The sequence below is a fragment of the Nesterenkonia sp. PF2B19 genome, from assembly GCF_001758425.2.
Classification (GTDB): domain Bacteria; phylum Actinomycetota; class Actinomycetes; order Actinomycetales; family Micrococcaceae; genus Nesterenkonia; species Nesterenkonia aethiopica.
The window spans coordinates 1-18,312 of record NZ_MDSS02000071.1 but is presented as its reverse complement, the minus strand read 5'-3'; the positions used below and the strand labels follow the sequence as shown (position 1 = coordinate 18,312).

General features: G+C 70.7%; 18 protein-coding genes and 3 pseudogenes. 11 read left to right on the top strand and 10 right to left on the bottom strand.

Annotated features, from left to right (window positions below; translation table 11 throughout):
- The 7 genes from BCY76_RS15415 to BCY76_RS15390 all read left to right on the top strand — a co-directional run.
- Window positions 1-1,659: copper resistance CopC family protein (locus BCY76_RS15415; protein WP_085437882.1), on the top strand; the 1,659-nt coding region annotated here is incomplete at its 5' end.
- Between the two features lie 16 nt (window positions 1,660-1,675).
- Window positions 1,676-1,852 carry a hypothetical protein gene (locus tag BCY76_RS18295; RefSeq protein WP_170922725.1) on the top strand — a complete coding sequence of 59 codons (177 nt, stop codon included), beginning with the start codon at window positions 1,676-1,678 and terminating at the stop codon, window positions 1,850-1,852.
- 43 nt (window positions 1,853-1,895) lie between these two features.
- Window positions 1,896-3,914 (top strand): cytochrome c oxidase assembly protein, encoded by a 2,019-nt coding sequence (locus BCY76_RS15410; protein WP_085437881.1) that lies wholly within the window; start codon window positions 1,896-1,898, stop codon window positions 3,912-3,914.
- Window positions 3,911-4,399, top strand: a complete 489-nt coding sequence (locus tag BCY76_RS15405; protein ID WP_070162036.1) for a hypothetical protein — start codon at window positions 3,911-3,913, stop codon at window positions 4,397-4,399. The genes BCY76_RS15410 and BCY76_RS15405 overlap by 4 nt, the downstream gene beginning before the upstream one ends.
- Window positions 4,390-4,680: a hypothetical protein gene (locus BCY76_RS18290; protein WP_085437880.1), complete on the top strand. Its 291-nt coding sequence runs from the start codon at window positions 4,390-4,392 to the stop codon at window positions 4,678-4,680. Before BCY76_RS15405 ends, BCY76_RS18290 begins: the two co-directional genes overlap by 10 nt.
- Window positions 4,681-4,765: 85 nt before the next feature.
- Window positions 4,766-6,760 carry an NHL domain-containing thioredoxin family protein gene (locus tag BCY76_RS15395; protein ID WP_085437879.1) on the top strand — a complete coding sequence of 665 codons (1,995 nt, stop codon included), beginning with the start codon at window positions 4,766-4,768 and terminating at the stop codon, window positions 6,758-6,760.
- A 123-nt stretch (window positions 6,761-6,883) separates the two neighbouring features.
- Window positions 6,884-8,239 (top strand): dicarboxylate/amino acid:cation symporter, encoded by a 1,356-nt coding sequence (locus BCY76_RS15390; protein WP_201791161.1) that lies wholly within the window; start codon window positions 6,884-6,886, stop codon window positions 8,237-8,239.
- Here the strand turns inward: BCY76_RS15390 and BCY76_RS20100 are convergent.
- From BCY76_RS20100 to BCY76_RS15375, 4 genes are all read right to left on the bottom strand, one after another.
- A complete protein-coding gene (locus BCY76_RS20100) occupies window positions 8,228-8,668 on the bottom strand; it encodes an ABC transporter permease (protein ID WP_272896866.1) in 441 nt (146 codons plus the stop codon). The two genes, BCY76_RS15390 and BCY76_RS20100, sit on opposite strands and share 12 nt — an antisense overlap.
- Window positions 8,668-9,351: an ABC transporter permease gene (locus tag BCY76_RS20095; protein ID WP_272896865.1), complete on the bottom strand. Its 684-nt coding sequence runs from the start codon at window positions 9,349-9,351 to the stop codon at window positions 8,668-8,670. Before BCY76_RS20095 ends, BCY76_RS20100 begins: the two co-directional genes overlap by 1 nt.
- Window positions 9,348-10,313, bottom strand: a complete 966-nt coding sequence (locus tag BCY76_RS15380) for an ABC transporter ATP-binding protein (protein WP_070162034.1) — start codon at window positions 10,311-10,313, stop codon at window positions 9,348-9,350. The genes BCY76_RS20095 and BCY76_RS15380 overlap by 4 nt, the downstream gene beginning before the upstream one ends.
- 202 nt (window positions 10,314-10,515) lie before the next feature.
- On the bottom strand, window positions 10,516-11,469 hold the full coding sequence (locus tag BCY76_RS15375) for a helix-turn-helix domain-containing protein (RefSeq protein ID WP_070162032.1): 954 nt from the start codon (window positions 11,467-11,469) through the stop codon (window positions 10,516-10,518).
- Between the two features lie 129 nt (window positions 11,470-11,598).
- Here BCY76_RS15375 and BCY76_RS15370 point away from each other — a divergent pair, with 129 nt between their 5' ends.
- Entirely contained in the window at window positions 11,599-12,693 is a 1,095-nt protein-coding gene (locus tag BCY76_RS15370) for a carbon-nitrogen hydrolase family protein (protein WP_070162030.1), read from the top strand.
- A 150-nt stretch (window positions 12,694-12,843) separates the two neighbouring features.
- Here BCY76_RS15370 and BCY76_RS15365 read toward each other — a convergent pair whose 3' ends face one another.
- Window positions 12,844-13,638 (bottom strand): response regulator, encoded by a 795-nt coding sequence (locus tag BCY76_RS15365; protein WP_237090220.1) that lies wholly within the window; start codon window positions 13,636-13,638, stop codon window positions 12,844-12,846.
- Entirely contained in the window at window positions 13,635-14,978 is a 1,344-nt protein-coding gene (locus tag BCY76_RS15360; RefSeq protein ID WP_085437878.1) for a sensor histidine kinase, read from the bottom strand. The genes BCY76_RS15365 and BCY76_RS15360 overlap by 4 nt, the downstream gene beginning before the upstream one ends.
- A 166-nt stretch (window positions 14,979-15,144) precedes the next feature.
- Between BCY76_RS15360 and BCY76_RS15355 the strand changes: the two genes are divergently transcribed.
- From BCY76_RS15355 to BCY76_RS19665, 3 genes and pseudogenes are all read left to right on the top strand, one after another.
- Window positions 15,145-15,621: a flavodoxin domain-containing protein gene (locus BCY76_RS15355; RefSeq protein WP_070162024.1), complete on the top strand. Its 477-nt coding sequence runs from the start codon at window positions 15,145-15,147 to the stop codon at window positions 15,619-15,621.
- A 106-nt stretch (window positions 15,622-15,727) separates the two neighbouring features.
- Window positions 15,728-15,958, top strand: a pseudogene (locus tag BCY76_RS20835) (methyltransferase domain-containing protein); the annotation flags it as partial.
- Window positions 15,959-15,996: 38 nt separating this feature from the next.
- The gene (locus BCY76_RS19665) at window positions 15,997-16,464 is read left to right on the top strand and encodes a hypothetical protein (RefSeq protein ID WP_237090219.1); all 468 of its coding nucleotides are present in this window, start codon (window positions 15,997-15,999) and stop codon (window positions 16,462-16,464) included.
- 92 nt (window positions 16,465-16,556) lie between these two features.
- Here BCY76_RS19665 and BCY76_RS15345 read toward each other — a convergent pair whose 3' ends face one another.
- From BCY76_RS15345 to BCY76_RS20085, 4 genes and pseudogenes are all read right to left on the bottom strand, one after another.
- Window positions 16,557-17,219: an SDR family oxidoreductase gene (locus BCY76_RS15345; RefSeq protein ID WP_237090218.1), complete on the bottom strand. Its 663-nt coding sequence runs from the start codon at window positions 17,217-17,219 to the stop codon at window positions 16,557-16,559.
- 133 nt (window positions 17,220-17,352) lie between these two features.
- Complete coding sequence (locus tag BCY76_RS15340) at window positions 17,353-17,826, bottom strand: ribose-5-phosphate isomerase (RefSeq protein ID WP_070162022.1); 474 nt, start codon at window positions 17,824-17,826, stop codon at window positions 17,353-17,355.
- Between the two features lie 86 nt (window positions 17,827-17,912).
- Window positions 17,913-18,032 (bottom strand): annotated as a pseudogene (locus tag BCY76_RS20090) (DAK2 domain-containing protein); the annotation flags it as partial.
- 125 nt (window positions 18,033-18,157) lie between these two features.
- A pseudogene (locus BCY76_RS20085) lies at window positions 18,158-18,304 on the bottom strand (hypothetical protein); the annotation flags it as partial.
- Window positions 18,305-18,312 lie beyond the last annotated feature (8 nt).

Sequence of the window (18,312 nt, the reverse complement as noted above, 5' to 3'; positions counted from 1 at the left end):
CTGGCCGCCGGGGCCGCCGTCGGCAGCGCCGCCGCCGCGCACCTGGCTGCGGGCCATCAGGGGCCGCACGCGCTGGTCGTGATCCTGGCCTTGGCCGTGAGCCTGCCCCTGTGCACCGCCTTGGCGGGCATGCGGCTCGGTCTGACCCGCCTGACCCTCTCCGTGCTGGTGTCCCAAGCGGTGCTCCACGGTCTCTTCTCCGCCCTGCCGGCCTCCGCCGCCGGGCGGTTCGCCGGGGGGAGCCCGCGCCTCGGCCATGGCGGCCACGAGTCGCCCGCGCTGGCCAGTGCGACGACGGCCGCCTCCGTGCCAGCAGCGGACCAGTCGCTGGTGGCGATGCCCCCTGGGGGAGCCCTGGACGGGGGCATGCTGGCGGCCCATCTGGGTGCGGCCGTGCTGACCATCGCCCTCCTGCACCGTGGTGAGACCCTGCTGCGAGCCGTCGCCGATCTGGTGGCGCTGGGTCCCGTCCACTTGCTCATGACTCCCCGGGAGGCGCACTTCGGCGTGCGCCCGGCCCTTCCCGCCGTCCCCCGGACGGTGCGGGTCATGGAAGACCTCTGGAGCGGCCGGGGGCCGCGCACCCTGCGGGGACCGCCGGCGGCGTCCTCGACGTCGTCGACGACGTCGAGGTCAGGGCCGCAGCGCCCGATGGCCGCCGCGTCAGACCCTCCGACCTGGAGGGACCACCTCGGCTCCGAGGCGGTGAGCACGCAGACGCGGCCGGACTGCCCACAGGACGTCCCCGGACCCTCACGCCGGCTCCGGACGCCACGTCCACCCCGCACAGACGCAGAGAAGGACACCATGACCACTTCCACCACCGTTGACATCCCGGCCGGGGGCTCTCGAGCAGGCCGCGCGCCGCGGCTGCTGGCCCCCGCCGCCGTCGCGGCACTGGGGCTCGCCGCGATGACAGCCACCCCGGCCTGGGCCCATGACGAGCTGATCTCCTCCACCCCGGAGGCGGACGAGGTGCTCACCGAGAGCCCCGAAGAGATCGTCCTGGAGTTCACCGGAGACGGCCTCACCGAGGGCGAGAACATCACCAACGAGATCCGCGTGACCGACGACGACGGTGAGAGCTGGGAAACCGAGACCGTCATCGACGGCCCGTCGATGAGCACCGAGCTCGACGGCGAGCTGGCCGACGGCGAGTACGAGGTCCTCTACCGGGTCGTCTACTCCGACGGGCATGACGAGGAAGGCAGCTTCAGCTTCGAAGTCGACCTGCCGGAGGGCGCCGCAGAGACTGACGCAGCGGAGACTGACGCCGCAGAGGCTGACGCCGCTGAGGACGAGGCAGGCGACGGCACGACCGACGACGATGCCGCCGAAGCAGATGCCGCGGAGACTGATGCCGCAGAGGCCGACGCCGGCGAGACTGGCTCGGTGGACGCCGACGCCGCCTCGCAGGAGGACCCGGCCACCGCCGAGGGACAGTTCCCCGCCTGGGCCGCGGTGCTCTTCGCGCTGGGCGGCGTGCTCATCGTGATCCTGGCCGTGGTGCTCATGCGCCGCAAGATGACCCAGGTGGAGGAGTGGAAGCAGGCGCCGCGCCAGCCCCGCGACACCACCGGCTCCACGGGGACCGCGGACGACCAGTCCGGCGACGACAGGCCCGACGAGCGCGACGACCGTCCGCGCGACGACGCGTGAGAGTGAGGGATCCCCGATGACGCCTGCCGCAGGCGGCCGAGACGCCGCCCGTCCTCCCGCGGACGCCCCCATGCTCGCCGTCGCGCTGCCTGCGGTGGGCGCCGTCCTCTGCCTCGGCCTGGTGGCCGTGGCGCTCGCCGGACTGCTCTCCGGTGTGGGCCGCCGTCGCAGATCGCCGACCCCGGCGCGGTGACCGGTGGGGCCTGCCTGTGGCGCGATTCGTCCACCATTTGGCCATGGCCACGGCGGTCGCCGCCGTGATACTCGCCGTCGTCGCGGTGCCCTCAAGGCTCGGCCCCCGCAGCCGGCAGCGTCGTGCGGAGCGCGCGGAGAAGGTTCGTGCGGAGCGCGCGGAGAAGGTTCGTGCGGAGCACGCCGGCGCCTCGGCCCCGTCCGTCTCGGGTGAGCACCCGCTCTACACCCGCACGCTGCAGATCGCGGGAGCCGCCTCCGTGGTGTGGACGGTGGCTGCCGTCGCGGTGCTGGTGCTCTCCTATTCGGCGCTGGCCGGCCAGCCGCTCTCTGCTGACGAGACCTTCTCCGCGGGCTTCCTGGGCTACGTGCAGTCGATCTCCACGGGTCAGGCATGGATGGCGATGGTGGTCATCGCCGCCGTCTTCGCCACTCTGGTCTTCGCGGTGCGTTCCCCGGCCGGGCTGTTCTTCGTGGCGGTGCTGGGCCTGGGTGGGATCGTCCCGATGGCCCTGGTGGGGCACTCCGGCTCCGGTGACGACCATTCGGCGGCGGTGAACTCCCTGGGCCTGCACCTGCTGGGCGTAGTGGTCTGGGTCGGTGGGCTCGTGGTCCTGGCGCTGCTCTCCCCGGAGATCCGCCGGCAGGCGACGGCACTGACGGCCCGGGAGCAGGGCGGGCCGGAGATCGTCGGGACTCTGCTGCGCCGCTACTCGGTGCTGGCGGGGCTGGCGATCGGCACCGTCGCGTTCTCCGGGGTGGTCAATGCGGCTCTGCGCATCGAGACGCTGGAGCAGCTGCTGACCACGCCGTACGGGCTCATGATCGTGCTGAAGGTCGGGGCGATCCTGGGTCTGGGGGCGGTCGGGTGGATGAACCGCAGCTGGATCATTCCGCGGCTGGCCGGGCCCCATGAGGGGGCCGGTGCGCCGTCCTCGTCCGCATCGGCGTCCACGGATCCCGCCCGCACCCGGGCGGTCACCGGGCTGCTGTGGCAGCTGGTCCTGGTGGAGATCGCGGTGATGTCCGCGGTCATCGGGGTCAGCGCCATTCTGGGCCGCACCTCCCCGCCGGTCTCGGAGGACCTGCCTCCGGACGCCACCCCGGCGCGGATCCTCACCGGCTATGACCTTCCGCCGGAGCCGACGCTGGGCCTGTGGTTCAGCCAGTGGCGCTTCGACTGGCTGTGGGTGGCGATCATCGTGTTCCTGGCCGCCTGGTACCTGCACTCCATGATGAGGCTTCGGCGCCGGGGCGACGGCTGGCCGGTGATGCGGGCGGCCAGCTTCCTCTTCGGCCTGACGGTGCTGCTGTGGGTGACCTCCGGCGGTCCGGCGATCTACGGGATGGTGCTGTTCTCCGGGCACATGATCCAGCACATGACGCTGACCATGGTGGCGCCGATGTTCTTGGTGCTGGGCTCGCCGGTCACCCTGGCCATGCGGGCGCTCACTTCCCGCACCGACGGCACCCGCGGGGCCCGGGAGTGGATCCTGTGGCTGGTGCACTCGCGGTTCTCCCGGGTGGTGACCCACCCGGTGGTGGCCGCGGCGAACTTCGCCGGCTCCCTGGTGCTGTTCTACTACACCCCGCTGTTCGGCTACGCCCTGGAGTACCACGTGGGGCATGAGCTCATGAACGTCCACTTCCTGCTCACCGGGTACATCTTCGCCCTGGTGATGGTGGGCCACGACCCGCTGCCGAAACGGCCCGCGCACGCCATCCGGCTGGTCATGCTGCTGGCCACGATGGCGTTCCACGCGTTCATCGCCGTGGGGCTCTCCGGCTCCGAGTCCCTCATCCAGGCCAGCTGGTTCGGCAACATCGGCCACGACTGGGGCTTCTCCGCCATCGAGGACCAGCAGCGCGGGGGAGAGCTGATGTGGGGACTCGGGGAGATCCCCACGATGCTGCTGGCCGTCATCGCCGCGGTGCAGTGGTCGCGGGCGGACCGTCGGGAGATGGTCCGCGAGGACCGTGAGGCCGACCGCACCGGCGACGCCGACCTCCAGGAGTACAACGAGATGTTCGCCCGCATGGCAGAGAGGGACTCCCACCGATGATCCGCACCCGCACCCACCTGCTGCCGGCGCTGCTGCTGAGCACCGCCCTGGCGGTGACCTCCTGCGGATCCGACGGCGACGCCGCCGAGGGCGAGCAGAGCCCCCGTGCGGGTTCCGACCGGCTGGTCGCCGCAGCGGAGGCCGGCATGGAGCGGGCCTCCACGTTCGGCTTCGACTCCGCCGGGTTCTACACGGAGGCCGCCGTGGAGGAGTTCCGCGAGCAGATGGAGGGCTCCCTGGCCGAGGGGGAGGCCGACGTCGAGGTTGACCCGGCCACCTGCGCGGAGCCTCTGGCCGCGGTGGACTGGGCTCCGCTGCTGCTCGGCTCGGACGCGCGCGGGTGGACTTCGGCTCGGAGACCTTCACCGGGACCGGCTCCATCGAGATCGCCGAGATCGCCGACGACGGCGAGGCCGCCGCCCGGGTCCAGCAGCATATGGACCATGTCCGCTCCCTGGTGGAGTCCTGCCCGCAGGTGCGGCTGACGCAGATGGACGCCGACTATGTGCTGGAGTTCTCCGAGATCGAGCTGGAGGCCCTCCGCCCCGCAGAGGGTGACGGCGACGGGACGGTGGGCTACGCCCGCACCCGCAGCCTGGCGGATGCGGAGGAGGATGGAATGATCGGGGCCCAGATCCTGTTCACCCGTGCAGGCGATGACGTGGTGATGGTGTCGTTCATCGGCGAGCCCGCCGCGGCGCAGGAGGAGTTCACCGCCATGGCGGAGGCCGTCACCGCCGCGACCACGGAGGCGCTCGCCGACTGAGCGCCCGGAGATGATCTCGGGTGCGAGGCAGGCCTCACCCCAGGGACGCCCCGCCATGGCGGGGCTGAGCAGAAGGAGCACACGCATGACGCAGACGATCCGCCGCACCGACCGGGTGCGGGCCTCCGAGCTGGTCGGCCGCGGCTGGCTGAACACCGGTGGCCAGGAGATCACCCTGGAGGATCTGCGCGGCAAGATCGTGATCCTGGACTTCTGGACGTTCTGCTGCATCAACTGCCTGCATGTGCTCGATGAGATGCGCCCGCTGGAAGAGCAGTTCTCCGACGTGCTGGTCACCGTGGGCGTGCATTCTCCGAAGTTCGAGCATGAGGCCGACCCCGACGCGCTGGCCGCCGCTGTGGAGCGCTATGAGATCGCCCACCCGGTGCTGGACGACCCGAACCTGGTGACCTGGCAGGCGTACTCGGCCCGCGCCTGGCCGACGTTGGTCGTCGTCGACCCGGAGGGCTACATCGCCGCGAACCTGGCCGGTGAGGGCCATGTGGCGGGCCTGTCCTCCCTGGTGGAGGAGCTGGTGGCCGAGCACGAGGCCAAGGGCACGCTGCACCGCGGCGACGGGCCCTACGTGCCGCCGGAGCCGGTGTCCCGCACCTTGCGCTTCCCGGGCAAGGCGGTGCCGGTGACTCGTCCGCTGGGCGGCGACGCCACCACGGTGGGGCATTTCCTGGTGGCCGACACCGGCCATCACCGGATCGTGGAGCTGGAGTCCGACCTGCAGACCGTGGTCCGCAGCTGGGGCGGCGGCGTCGCCGATGACGACGGCGTGCTCGCCTCCCCGGAGAAGGGCCACCGGGACGGCGACGCTGAGACGGCGCGCTTCACCGAGCCGCAGGGCCTGGCCCTGCTGCCGGCCGAGGTGGCCCAGCAGGTGGGCTACGACGTCGTCGTGGCGGACACCGTGAACCACCGGCTGCGCGGCATCGATGTGGCCACGGGTCAGGTGACCACGCTGGCCGGCAACGGAGTGCAGCGGCTCATCGACTCCGAGCGGGTCACCCAGGCCGAGGGGCCCGTGGTGGGCAGCCTGGGCACCGCCCCGCTGGAGGTCTCGCTGTCCTCCCCGTGGGATGTGCTGTGGTCCCCGGTGACCGGCTCGGTGATCGTCGCGATGGCCGGGACGCATCAGATCTTCTCCTTCGACCCGGTCACCGGGGAGCTGAAGGTGCTGGCCGGCACCGGGCTGGAGGGGCTGACCGACGGCCCCGCCGAGGACTCCTGGTTCGCGCAGACCTCCGGGCTCGCCGCCGACGCCGCCGGGGACGTGTGGATCGCCGACTCCGAGACCTCCTCGCTGCGAGTGCTGCGGGTCAGCCAGGACCCGGAGGCCCCCGCAGTGGAGACCATCGTGGGGGAGGGGCTGTTCGACTTCGGGTTCCGGGACGGCGACCCGGCCGAGGCGCGACTGCAGCACCCTCTGGGAGTGACCGTGCTGCCGGATTCCTCCGTGCTGGTGGCAGACACCTACAACGGGGCGATCCGCCGCTACCGTGGGGAGCACCGGGCCGCCGACGGCACCACCGTGGCCGCCGCCGTCTCCACCGTGGCCCGCGGGCTCAAGGAGCCCTCCGACGTGCTGCTGGACTCCGACGGCACGACCCTGCTGGTGGTGGAGACCAACGCCCACGAGTTGGTGCGTGTGGCCATCCCCGACGAGTTCCTCACCGTGGACGAGGGAGCCTGGGAGACCCAGCGGCCCACCACCGACGTCGCGCCGGGGGAGTTCAGCCTGAGCATCGGCTTCGAGGCCCCCACCGGGCAGAAGCTCGACGACCGGTGGGGCGATCCCACCCAGTTGAAGATCTCCTCCTCCCCGGAGGAGCTCATCCTGGAGGGTGCCGGCAGTGCCGAGGGGCTGCGCCGGACCCTGCGGCTGAACCCGTCCGTCGCCGAGGGAGTCCTGCACATCACGGCTCGCGCGGCCGCCTGCGACGGCGCCCCCGGCGAGGAGATCCCGATGCACGCCGCCTGCCACCTGTACCAGCAGGACTGGGGCATCCCGGTGACCGTCGGGTCCGAAGGTGCTTCCGCCCTGGAGCTGGACCTGCGCGGCATCAAGTGAGCTGAGGGGACCTGCTCCCCATCGGCCGAGTCTCCGTGTCCTCCCACGTCAGCCATGTCACACTGAATCCTGCACATTCGTCGAGGGGGCCGGATCAGCACAGGTCCGCCCTGCAGGAGTGAGATGACCATGGCTGGATCGTCACCGTCCCGCACCGACGCAGGGGAGCCGACGGCGTCGCGCCGTTCCCTGTGGCGGTGGTACCTGGACGTCCCCCTGATCTGGAAGCTCGGGGTGGCGCTGGTGCTCGGCGTCGTCGCGGGCCTGGTGGTGGGGCCACCCATCGCAGTGGTGCAGCCGCTCGGTGACATCTTCCTGCGGCTGCTGACCATGCTGGTGATGCCGCTGATCCTGCTGACCCTGATGGCCGGAGTGGCCTCGGTGTCCCCGAAGACGCTGGGTCGCATCGGCGGCAAGGCCTTCCTCTACTACCTGGTGACCACCGCGTTCGCGATGACCATCGGCATCGGCGTCGCCCTGCTCGTCTCCCCGGGAGCCGGGCTGAGCCTCCCCGGGGACGCCGAGGTGGACGAGCAGACCGCCCCGCCGCTGGCGGAGGTGCTCACCGGCATCGTCCCGGACAACATCTTCTCCGCCCTGGCCGAGGGGGAGGTGCTGGCCGTGATGTTCTTCGCCCTGGCCGCGGGCGTCGCCCTGGCCTTCATGCAGGACAGCACTGACGATCGGCTCGCCGGGCTGGCCATGCACCTGCGGCGCTTCGTCGACGGCGGTGTGGAGCTGGTCTTCCTGATCATCCGCGGGGTCCTGCAGTACTCGCCCATCGGCGTGTTCGCGCTGATCGCCGTGGTGGTGGGGGAGACCGGGGCCGATGCGCTGCTGCCGCTGGCCTTCCTGACCGGGGTCGTCTACGGCGGGATCGTCCTGCAGATCGTGATCTACGCGCTGATCCTGCTGCTCTTCCGTGCCCCGGTGGGCCGGTTCTTCCGCGAGGCCAAGGAGCCCATGCTCACCGGTTTCGTCACCCGCTCCTCGTCCGGCACCCTGCCGGTGACCACCCAGGCGGCCGAACGGCTGGGCGTGCGTCGCGGGGTGTACTCCTTCACCCTGCCCCTGGGTGCGACCATCAACATGGACGGCACCGCCATCTACGTCGGGGCGGCCACAGTGTTCATCGCCAACGTGACCGGGACGCAGCTGACCCTGACCCAGCTGGCCACCGTGGCCGCCGTCGGAGTGCTGGCCTCCATCGGCACCGCCGGTGTGCCGGGCGCCGGGCTCATCATGCTCACCATGGCCGTCACCGCCGCGGGGCTGCCCATGGCGCCGGTGGCGCTGGTGGCGGGCATCGACGCGATCCTGGACATGGCCCGCACCCTGTGCAACGTCACCGGGGACCTCACGGGTACGCGCATCATCGCCAAGACCGAGCCCGGGATGCTGGTGGACCCGGATGCCCCGCCGGAGGACGAGGACGAGGCCGAGCACGCGGGCGAGGGCCCCGCCGGTTCATCCGCCTGAGCCCAGGGCCTCCCGGAGGGGGACCCGCTGCCCGGTGCGCAGCAGCGACCGGCTGTAGATCCGGGCGGCGAGGAGCATGAACACCACGGCGCTGGTGAGCAGGATCGCCAGGGCGAGGATCGGCTCGAACCACATCGCCTCGTTGAAGAACATCCGCAGCGGCATGGCCACCGGGGCGCTGAACGGCACGTAGGACGCGATGGTCATGACCAGCGGGGTGTCGTGGAAGAACACGACCACGAAGTACGGGATCATGCTCAGCATCATCGTCGGCGTGACCACCGCTCCCGAATCCTCCTGCCGGGAGACCAGCGCCGCGCCGGCGGCGAACATGGCGGCGATCAGCACGAAGCCGGGCACGAAGAACAGCACGAACCACAGCATCGGCACGGTGAGCATGTCCAGCACGTCCTGCTGACCGGAGAGCATCAGGCCGCCGCGGCCGCCGAGGCGATCACCACCGCCTGCGCGATGGCCAGCACCGAGTTGCCCAGCACCTTGCCCGCCAGGAGCGATTGGGCCGTGATCGAGGAGAGCAGGATCTCCACGATCCGTGACTGCTTCTCCTGGATGGTGTTCTGCACGATCATCATGCCGGAGGTGATGGACAGCATCATGAACACCAGGCCGAAGAGCATCGCCACCACCATGCGGAGGGTCCCGTCGTTCTCGCCCTCCAGGGTGACCAGGCTCGGCGCGGCGGAGAGCATCTGGGCGACCTCCGTGGGCTCCGAGTCCAGCCCGATCACCTGCAGACCCACCGGAGAGTCGGCGTCGGCGGTGATGATCGCGTCGATGTCGCCGCCGCGCAGCAGCTCCTCGGCGGCCGCCATGTCGACCGCCTCCACCCGGTCCAGTCCCTCGGAGGGGATCAGCTGGGCCGCCTGACCGGCGTCCACGACGGCGACCTCGGGCTCGTCCTCCCCTCCGCCGAAGAGGCCCATGGCCACGATGCCGCCGGCGACGAACAGGATCGTGATGATCTGGCTGACCAGGAACGCCTTGCTGCGCACCTGGGAGATGATCTCGCGTTCGGCCACCAGCAGGGAGGCCTGGCCGATGCTCAGGGGTGCCGGGGAAGGTGCCCGGGAGGCGAGGGCGGGGGTGCTCATCGGACGTTCTCCTTCTCCAGCTGGGGGGTGGCCTGTGCCGTGGTCTGCGCTGTGGTCTGTGCCGCCGGCCGCTCGTCGGCCCGGCCGGCGACGTCCTTGAAGATCTCGCTCAGGCTGGGCAGCACGGGGGCGAAATGCAGGACCGCCCCCCGCTGGACGGCGCGGTGCAGCACCTGCTGGGCGGTGTCGGGGTCGGCGCGGAACAGCGCACGCCCTGCGGCGGATTCGTCCACCTCGACGCCGGTGACGTCCCGGACCCAGCCGGCGTCGGCCTCGGAGATCAGCTCGTAGCGCTGCGTTCCGTGCCGCTCGCGCAGCTCCTCCCGGCCGCCGGCGGCCAGAATCCTGCCGGCACCGATGATCACCAGGTCGTCGCAGAGCCGCTCCACCACATCCAGCTGGTGGGAGGAGAACAGCACGACGGCGCCGGCCTCCGCCTGTTCGGTGAGCACGGAGAGGACGACGTCGACCGCCATCGGGTCGAGCCCGGAGAACGGCTCGTCGAGGATCAGGACGTCCGGGTCGTGGATCAGGGCGGCGGCGATCTGCACCCGCTGCTGATTCCCCAGGGAGAGGGACTCCAGGGGATCGCCGGCACGCTCGGCCAGGTCCAGGCGGGCCAGCAGGGCCTCAGCCCGCCGTCGGGCCTCGCGACGGTCGAAGCCGTGCAGGCGCGCCAGGTAGCTGATCTGGTCAGCGACCCGCATCTTGGGGTAGAGCCCGCGCTCCTCCGGCATGTAGCCGAACCGGCCCCGAGACGTCGGGGCGACAGGGGAGCCGTCGAGCCGGACGTCGCCGGAGTCGGCGTCCAGGACGCCGAGGACGATGCGCATGGTCGTGGTCTTCCCGGCGCCGTTGCCGCCGACGAAACCGGTGAGCTTCCCGCGCCGGGCGGAGAAGGAGACGTCGTGGAGCACCTGGCGTCCGGAGTAGGACCTGCAGACGGAGTCGAGTTCGAGCATGCTCCGAGCCTAGGCCGGGGCACCGACAGGCGGATCCCCCGTGCGGGGGAACCTGGCGGGGGATGAGCGCCTGCTCATCCTGTTTCTCCTCGGTGAGCTTCCTGGCGCAGGGGCCCGCCAGGGTTCGTGGCTCAAAGCGGTGAATGTGCTGGCGAATGTGCCGGTGAAGAATGTGGACCTCACCCTCCAGCGACGGTCATCGTCACAGGCGACGGGTCTTCATCGGGGCGCCCTGCCGTGCGCGCCATTCGTGCGGCGACATGTCATGACATCGCCGGAAGGCGCGATAGAAGGTGCGCTCGTCGCTGAACCCCGCCGCATGGGCGATGGCCGCGATGGTGGCGTCGCTTCGGACCAGCAGGCGTTCGGCGCGCCGGATGCGGGGACGGCGCAGGTGAGCCGCCGGCGTCGTGGAGCCATGGTCGGCGAAGAGCTTCTCCAGGGATCGTCGGGAGATCCCCAGGCGGCGCGCCACGCCTTCGATGGTGAGTCGTGGATCGGCGCTGTCGCGCTCCATGATCGCCTGCGCCGAGGCGACGAGGGATTCTCCCGAGAGAGCACCCTCGGCTGCGGCGTCGTCGAGGGTACGGATGCCGTCGGCCAGCAGCTCGAGGACGATGTGGGCATACATCTCGTCCTGTACGGCATCAAGCGACTCCTCGGCTGTGAGCAGCTCCTGGACGACATGCCGCAGCACGGCGGTGGACCGCCCAGCCACGGGAATCGCCGTCGATCGTCGGGCTGCAGCTGGCGCGATGCGCACCAGAGACCGGGGAGCTTGGATGACGTACTCGCTCATCGGACGGTCGAAGCGGAGCTCGTAGGGCCGGTCAGATTCATACAGGGCCGCCTGGGACGGGCTCAGGTGGGCCTGTCGGCCACTCTGGGTCACGGTGCCGGCGCCAGCGATCTGGAGCGACAGCAGCACGTCTTCCCTCGGTTCGGCGGCGATCAGTCGGCCTGAGCGGACGATCCGCGAGGCCCCGGAGGAGACGTGGGCGAGGCGTACGGGGCCCAGATGACGGGTGGTGATGTGCGCAGTGAAGTCATCATCTGCGGAGGTCGTCAGAGTCCTCGGGCAGGCAAGGAGAGGGACGAAGCTCCTGCTGCAGATCTCGCTCCAGTGGCCGAAGCTGTCGGCGACATGGTGCTCCATAGTCTGAGGATAGAGACGAGAGGTCAGCAGGACAAGAGCGGACGCGGCGGACCCACGGACCGGCGGTGGGGCGCAGATCGTCGGAAGGTCCTGCGCAGATCGTCTCTCTCTGCAGTCCCATGGACGTCCATGATGGTGATCACCAGCACATTCCGAGAGGATCTGGAGACACTCATGGACATCAACTACACGCGCACCGTGCGGGCTGCCGTGGTTCAGCAGGAGCCGGTCTGGCTTGACCTCGAAGGGGCCGTCGAGAAGACAGTCGAGTTGATCAGAGAAGCCGCTGACCACGGTGCTGAGATCATCGCCTTCCCGGAGACCTGGATCCCCAACTATCCCTGGTGGATCTGGCTCGACTCGGTGGCCTGGCAGTCCCAGTTCACCGTGCCCTACGCTGCGAACTCGCTCACCGTCGATGGTCGGGAGATGCGGGCGATCCAGGACGCCGCCCGCCGGTCCGGCATCGTCGTCGGCCTCGGGTACAGCGAGCGAGACGCCGGATCGCTGTACATGGGACAGGCTGTGATCGAGGCGGACGGCACCCTGGTCTCCGCCCGGCGCAAGCTCAAGCCCACACATGTGGAGCGCACGGTCTTCGGCGAGGGCGACGGTTCCGACCTGGTCGTCAGTGAGACGAGTCTCGGGAGGGTCGGCTCCCTGTGCTGTTGGGAACATCTCCAGCCGTTGAGCAAGTATGCGCTGTACTCCCAGCACGAGCAGATCCACATCGCCTCCTGGCCCAGCTTCTCGATCTTCCCCGGGGCCGTGTACGCACTGGGCCCAGAGGTCAATACGGCAGCCTCGCAGCAGTACGCCGTCGAGGGACAGACGTTCGTGCTCGCCGCATCCGCAGTCGTCGGTGAAGCGGGACTCCGGATCTTCGCCGACACGGAGGAGAAGCGCGGACTCATTCACCCCGGCGGCGGATACGCGCGGATCTTCGCTCCCGACGGGCGGATGCTCGCCGAACCGCTTGCGCCGGATGAGGAAGGCATCCTGTACGCAGATCTTGATCTCTCGGCGATCCTGGCCGCGAAGAACCCTGCCGATCCGGTGGGTCACTATTCGCGACCGGACGTCCTGCAGCTGCGATTCAACGATCAGCAGCAGCCCCGCGTGACGCGGGGCGGCCATCGAGAGGATCCGCGGATCGTGCCTCCGGAGAGCGGCCTCCACGAGGTCGAGCAGGAGACGGCGTCCGAGGCGGGTGCGGTCGAATGACGCCGTGCCGTCCACGGGGTCGGTGAGCTGGGGAGACGCGCAGCGGCTCAGGGCGGTGCGGGTCGTCACCGGCACCGCCCTGAGGCGTCGTTCGTCATCTGTGCCCGACCATGGACGCAGGGAGGCTGTCAGTCCATGGCGGTCGGGACCTCAGGCGGGGTCTGCGTCCGGGGTGACGATCCGGTGCTGATAGGCGTAGGCGACCGCCTCCACCCGGTTGCGCAGGTGCAGCTTCGCCAGCACCCGGGACATATGCGTCTTGACCGTCTCCGCACCGATGAACAGCTGGCCGCCGATCTCCGCGTTGGAGAGGCCGCGGGCCGCCAGGCTCAGCACCTCCACCTCGCGTTCGCTCAGGGGGTCCGGCGCCGCTCCGGTGCGAGACTTCCGGCCGCCCAGGTCGTCGGCGCCGTCGCCGTCGGGGACGGAGCTGGGGACGGAGCTGAGGTCTCCGGAGCTGACCGCGCGGCGGATCAGGGACCGGGTGACCTCCGGCGCCAGCAGCGCCTCGCCGGCGGCGACCGTGCGGATGCCCTCGGCGAGCTGCTCCGGGGAGGCGGTCTTCAGCAGGAATCCGCTGGCACCGGCCTGCAGGGCCCGCAGCAGGTAGTCCTCACGGTTGAAGGTGGTCAGCATGATGACCTCCGCGGTGCCTGTCCCACGGACCTGCGCGGTGGCCTCGATGCCGTCCACACCGGGCATCTCGATGTCCATGCAGATCACGTCCGGTCGGAGGCGGTCTGCCATCTCCACAGCCTCCTGCCCCGAGGAGGCGGTGCCGACCACCGCCAAGTCCGGCTGGGCGTCGAGGATCGTGGCGATCCCCTGGAGCAGCAGTGGCTGGTCGTCGGCCAGCAGCACCCGGACGAGGTCGCCGGGAGCCGCGGGGTCCGGGGCCTGCTGGGGGAACGCCTCGGAGGGAGACATGTCGTGTGGGGGCGTCACAGTGCCTCCTCAACGGCGGCGGTCGTGGCGGGAGCCGCCGCGATGTCCAGGGGAAGCTCCACCCGCACCATGAAACCGCCCTCAGGGGAGGGGCCGGTCTCCAGCCGGCCCCCGGCGGCCGGCGGCGCTCTCGCGCATCCCTGGGAGGCCGTGCCCACCCAGGGCCTTCGGCCCGGCTGGTGCGACGAGGAGCGGGGGCCTCGGCCGTCGTCGGTGACCTCCAGCTCCACGGAGCTGCTGCGCCAGCGCAGCCGCAGGCTCGCCCGGGCCTCAGGGCCGGCGTGCTTGCGCACATTCGTCAGGGCCTCCTGCGCCACCCGGTACAGGGTCAGAGAGGCCAGGGGTTCGAGGGTCCGGGGTTCGCCGTGCACCTGGTGGTCCACCGCGACGCCGGCGCTGCGCAGCTGCTCCACCAGGTCAGGGATGTGCTCCGCCCGCAAGGTGCTGGAGACGGCGTCGGGGTTGTCCGTGCGCAGCACGCCCAGCAGATGGTGCAGCTCAGCCACGGAGCGTCGTGCCGCGTCCTCCACACGGCGGATGCACCGCTCGGCCTCCGCGGGATCCGTGGGCAGCACGGTCCGGGCGGCGGCGGCCTGCACCCCCATGAGGGAGACATGGTGGGCCACCGAATCATGCAGCTCGCGGGCCAGCCGGAGGCGCTCCAGCGCGACGGCCTGCTCAGCGACGACGGCACGCTCCGCGCTCAGCTGCTCGGCGCGCTCCTCCGCCCGGGCACGGTCCCGGGCAGACTCCCACGCCCGGTGGCCGAACCAGATGGCCCCGGCGAAGAACAGGAGGTTGGTGAGCAGCTGGTACAGGATCATCGCCAAGGCCGGGGTCAGAGCTCCCGGGGCGAGCGGCTCGTCGGAGTCGAACATCGGCTCCACGGAGATGCGGATGAACGAGACCAGCAGCCAGACAGCCATCCCGGCCACCACCGCCCAACGGGCGGTCCGAGCCGAGCGGTCCCGGTTGTTCCACGCGCCCAGCGTGTAGAGGACCAGGAAGATGGAGATGTTGCTGATGAGCAGCTCCGGCACACGCAGCTCACCGGCGAGGATCATGGCTCCGGCCACCACGACGGCGACGAGGGCCGGGCGGCGTCGGCGCCACGCGACCGGCAGGTGCAGCAGCGCCAGGCACAGCACAGAGACCACGGGGCCGGCGGGCTCCTCGAAGAAGCCCAGTCCGCGGCCCAGCGTCAGCGACAGCACCGCCCCGCAGAACAGGGCCAGGGCGATCAGCGTGTCATGGCGGAGCTCGTCGGGGGTAGGGTCGCGTCGGCGCCAGTCGGGCGAGTCGGCGGACACCGGGCGGGCTTCGGGCTCGGGTGTCGGCATCGGTGTCCTTCTGCGGTCGACGACGGCGGGCGGGCGTCCACGAGACGTCACTGATGGGGAGAGTAGTCCGATCCGAGCGGGCGCGCCATCATCGCGCGTTCTGCCCACGGCACGGAATCAGTAGACTCTGAGGAGCATCTCAGGACTGGGAAAGGTGGATGACCCCATGACCACGTTGGTCGTCACGGCGAGCAAGCACGGCTCCACGGCGGAGATCGGTGAGCGGATCGCCACCACGCTGAGCGCCCGAGGCGTCTCCACCCATGTCAAGGACGTCTCCGAAGCGGGGCCGTGGCTGTACGAGGCGGACCACGTCGTCGTCGGGCTGCCTGTGTACCGGCAGGCGCTCTACGGGCCGGGGAAGCTCTTCCTGGACAGCAATCGCACCGAGCTCAGCGGCAAGCCGCTGTTCCTCTACGCCGTAGGCGGCGGTCCGCGACTCGAGGAGCCCCTCTACGCCACCCTGCGGCAGTACCCGCACCGGGAGATCGCCTATTTCCGGGGAGCGGTGGACGCGGAGAAGATCAGCTTCCTGGAGAAGCTGCAGCTGACCGTCGCGAAGGCGCCGAAGGACGCGGACTTCCGCGACTGGCCCGCCATCGAGGACTGGGCCAGCTCGCTGCTGGCCTACGGGATCAGCTGAGCGGTCCCGTTGCCTCCGCGCTTTGGGCCCTTCTGACGTGAGAAACGTCGTCATAAGGGCCCAAACCGCGGAGGCAACGCCATCAGGTGCGAGTACAGTGCAGGGCATGCGTGCCGCCGACTTCTACACCGGCTTGGTGGCCGAGATGTACGCCCCGCTGAAGGGCGAGAGCTTCGACGCCGCCCCCTATGCCGAGTTCATCCGATCTCAGGGCCAGCCGGCTCTGGAGCTGGGCTGCGGCGACGGCGAGCCGATGCTGGAGCTGCTGCAGCTGGGGCTCGATGTCGACGGCGTCGACTCCTCTCCGGACATGCTGGCCCGCTTCCGTGCGGCCGCGGAGGGCCAGGGGCGGCGCCGCGGCTCTACGCGCAGCGTATGGAGGAGCTCGATCTTCCGCGGCGGTACCGCTCCGTCTTCCTCGCCGGGCCCACCATCCTGCTGCTGCCGGACGATGCCGCCGTCGTCGAGACGCTGCGTCGAATCAGGGTTCATCTCGCCCCTGAGGGTGCCGCACTCGTCCCGCTCTGGATCCCCGAGCCCGCCGCGGAGCAGGAGATCGGCCAGGTGCGCCAGACCGTCAACGACGACGGCGCCGTCCTGCGGCTGACGCTCGTCACTCAGGAGCGCGACGACCCCGCCCGCACCCAGCGGACCCTGCTGCGCTATGAACGGCGCCGGGCCCATGACATCCAGGTGGACGAGCGCGAGTGGCTGCTGCACTGGCACACCCACGCGGGGTTCGTCGCCCTGGCGGAGCAGGCCGGGCTCCGGGCCTCCCTGCAGGACGGAGAACCCGACGACACACCCGGCGCCAGCTGGTCGGTGCTGCTCACCCATCCCTGACGCAGTGTTGACCCCGGAGCGATGGTCGGAATACGCCTACTGACGCGACGTTTAGCGACGATCGCTCCGGAGCCAACGGCGCAGGGGAAGGGTCAGACGATCGTGAACCCGCCGTCGATGCGCAGGTCCGCTCCGTTGACCATCGCGGCCTCTTGAGACGACAGGTAGACGACGGCGGCGGCGATCTCCTCGGGCTCGGCGAAGCGCCGGACTGGGATCTCCGCTCGGTGTGCCTCGCCATGCGGCCCGTCCCAGGCCTGCCGACCCAGCTCGGTCATCACCACGGTCGGTGAGATGGTGTTGGCGGTGACACCGTGAGGCCCCAGCTCGCGGGCCAGGGACCGGGTCAGCCCGAACAGTCCGGACTTCGAGGCGCCGTAGGCGGCGTGATGCTCGAGCGCCACATGGGCGGCCTGGGAGGCGATGTTCACGATCCGCCCGTAGGCGGCGGCCTTCATGTGCGTGCCCGCGGCCCGGCAGGCCAGGAACGTGCCGGTGAGGTTGACCTGCAGCACCTTCTCCCAGGTCCGTTCCGGCACCTCGTCCACCGGATCCAGGGCCACGATCCCCGCCGAGTTGACCAGGACGTCCAGCGAGCCGTGGGTCGCGACGACGTCGGCGAAGGCCTGTTCCACGGCCTCGGCGTCCGTGACGTCCAGACGGAGCGTGTCTACACCGCCTGCCTCGGGGTGGGCGGTGCGCAGCTCCTCGGCGGTGGCGGAGAGGTGCTCGGCGTCCAGATCGGCCAGCACCACCAGCGCTCCCTGCCGGGCGAAGCGTGGGCGATCGCCTCACCCAGGCCCGAGGCGCCGCCGGTGACGACGGCCACCCGCCCGGTGAGGTCGAACAGCGCGGCCCGGTCCGGTACGGGAGCTCCGCCGGTCGACCTCATCCGCAGCTCCCGGTCTGCTCGTACCTGCTGATCGCGGCGACCTTCTCCGCGGAGGCGCTGGAGGTGTCGAATTCGTAGTTCAGCCAGTCGGCGGCGAGCTTGCGGGCGAGCTCCTTGCCGACCACGCGCTGGCCCATGCACAGCACCTGGGCGTTGTTGGAGAGCACCGAGCGCTCCACGGAGAACGGGTCATGAGCCGTGACTGCCCGGATGCCGGGCACCTTGTTCGCGGAGATCGCCACGCCCAGGCCGGTGCCGCAGATCAGCAGCGCGCGGTCGGCCTTCCCGTCGGCCACCATCTGGGCGGCATCCACCGCGACATGCGGGTAGGGGGTGTGGCCGTCGGAGTCCACGCCGACGTCGACCACGGACTCCACGCGGTCGTCCGCCTCGAAGTCCGCCTTGAGGGCCTCCTTGTAGTCGTAGCCGGCGTCGTCGCAGCCGACCACCAGTCGCAGCTTCTTCGTCATGGATTCTTGCCTTTCGGATGGGATCAGAATGTGGGTCTGGGTCAGGGACAGGGGCTGGAGCGCGGGGACCGGCGCAGGGGTGGAGCTCAGCGCAGGTGTTCGGCGATGCGGCCCAGGATCATCGCCATGGACACGGCCCCGGCGTCGGGGGTGCCCAGGCTCTTCTCGGCGAGCGGATGCGCGCGGCCCACCGCCGGGCGGAGGTCCTGGGTGGCTTCGGCGGCTTTGGCGGCCTCCGCGCTGGCCGAGGACCAGGCCGTCGGCCAGCTGAGGCACCGCCGGCGACGGCAGCGGAGAGGGCGTCCACGAACGGCACGAGGGAATCCAGCAGCGTCTTGTCGCCCACCTGTGCCCGGCCGAGCTGCTGCATGGAGTCCTGGAAGGCCTGCACCGCGGCGACTGCGTCCTCGGCGGCGTAGGAGGCGGCGGCGTCGTCGAGGGTCCCGGCGGCGGCCTCCAGGGCCGCGCCCCACAGCACCCCGGAGG

Excerpts from the sequence above, each read along its gene's own strand:
- BCY76_RS15355 (WP_070162024.1), top strand. The coding sequence starts at position 15,145 with ATGACCACGTTGGTCGTCACGGCGAGCAAGCACGGCTCCACGGCGGAG.
- BCY76_RS15410 (WP_085437881.1), top strand. The coding sequence starts at position 1,896 with ATGGCCACGGCGGTCGCCGCCGTGATACTCGCCGTCGTCGCGGTGCCC.
- BCY76_RS19665 (WP_237090219.1), top strand. The coding sequence starts at position 15,997 with ATGGAGGAGCTCGATCTTCCGCGGCGGTACCGCTCCGTCTTCCTCGCC.
- BCY76_RS15380 (WP_070162034.1), bottom strand. The coding sequence starts at position 10,313 with ATGCTCGAACTCGACTCCGTCTGCAGGTCCTACTCCGGACGCCAGGTG.
- BCY76_RS15390 (WP_201791161.1), top strand. The coding sequence starts at position 6,884 with ATGACCATGGCTGGATCGTCACCGTCCCGCACCGACGCAGGGGAGCCG.
- BCY76_RS15340 (WP_070162022.1), bottom strand. The coding sequence starts at position 17,826 with ATGACGAAGAAGCTGCGACTGGTGGTCGGCTGCGACGACGCCGGCTAC.
- BCY76_RS15375 (WP_070162032.1), bottom strand. The coding sequence starts at position 11,469 with ATGGAGCACCATGTCGCCGACAGCTTCGGCCACTGGAGCGAGATCTGC.
- BCY76_RS15360 (WP_085437878.1), bottom strand. The coding sequence starts at position 14,978 with ATGCCGACACCCGAGCCCGAAGCCCGCCCGGTGTCCGCCGACTCGCCC.
- BCY76_RS15370 (WP_070162030.1), top strand. The coding sequence starts at position 11,599 with ATGATGGTGATCACCAGCACATTCCGAGAGGATCTGGAGACACTCATG.
- BCY76_RS20095 (WP_272896865.1), bottom strand. The coding sequence starts at position 9,351 with ATGAGCACCCCCGCCCTCGCCTCCCGGGCACCTTCCCCGGCACCCCTG.
- BCY76_RS15395 (WP_085437879.1), top strand. The coding sequence starts at position 4,766 with ATGACGCAGACGATCCGCCGCACCGACCGGGTGCGGGCCTCCGAGCTG.
- BCY76_RS20100 (WP_272896866.1), bottom strand. The coding sequence starts at position 8,668 with ATGCTCTCCGGTCAGCAGGACGTGCTGGACATGCTCACCGTGCCGATG.
- BCY76_RS15405 (WP_070162036.1), top strand. The coding sequence starts at position 3,911 with ATGATCCGCACCCGCACCCACCTGCTGCCGGCGCTGCTGCTGAGCACC.
- BCY76_RS18295 (WP_170922725.1), top strand. The coding sequence starts at position 1,676 with ATGACGCCTGCCGCAGGCGGCCGAGACGCCGCCCGTCCTCCCGCGGAC.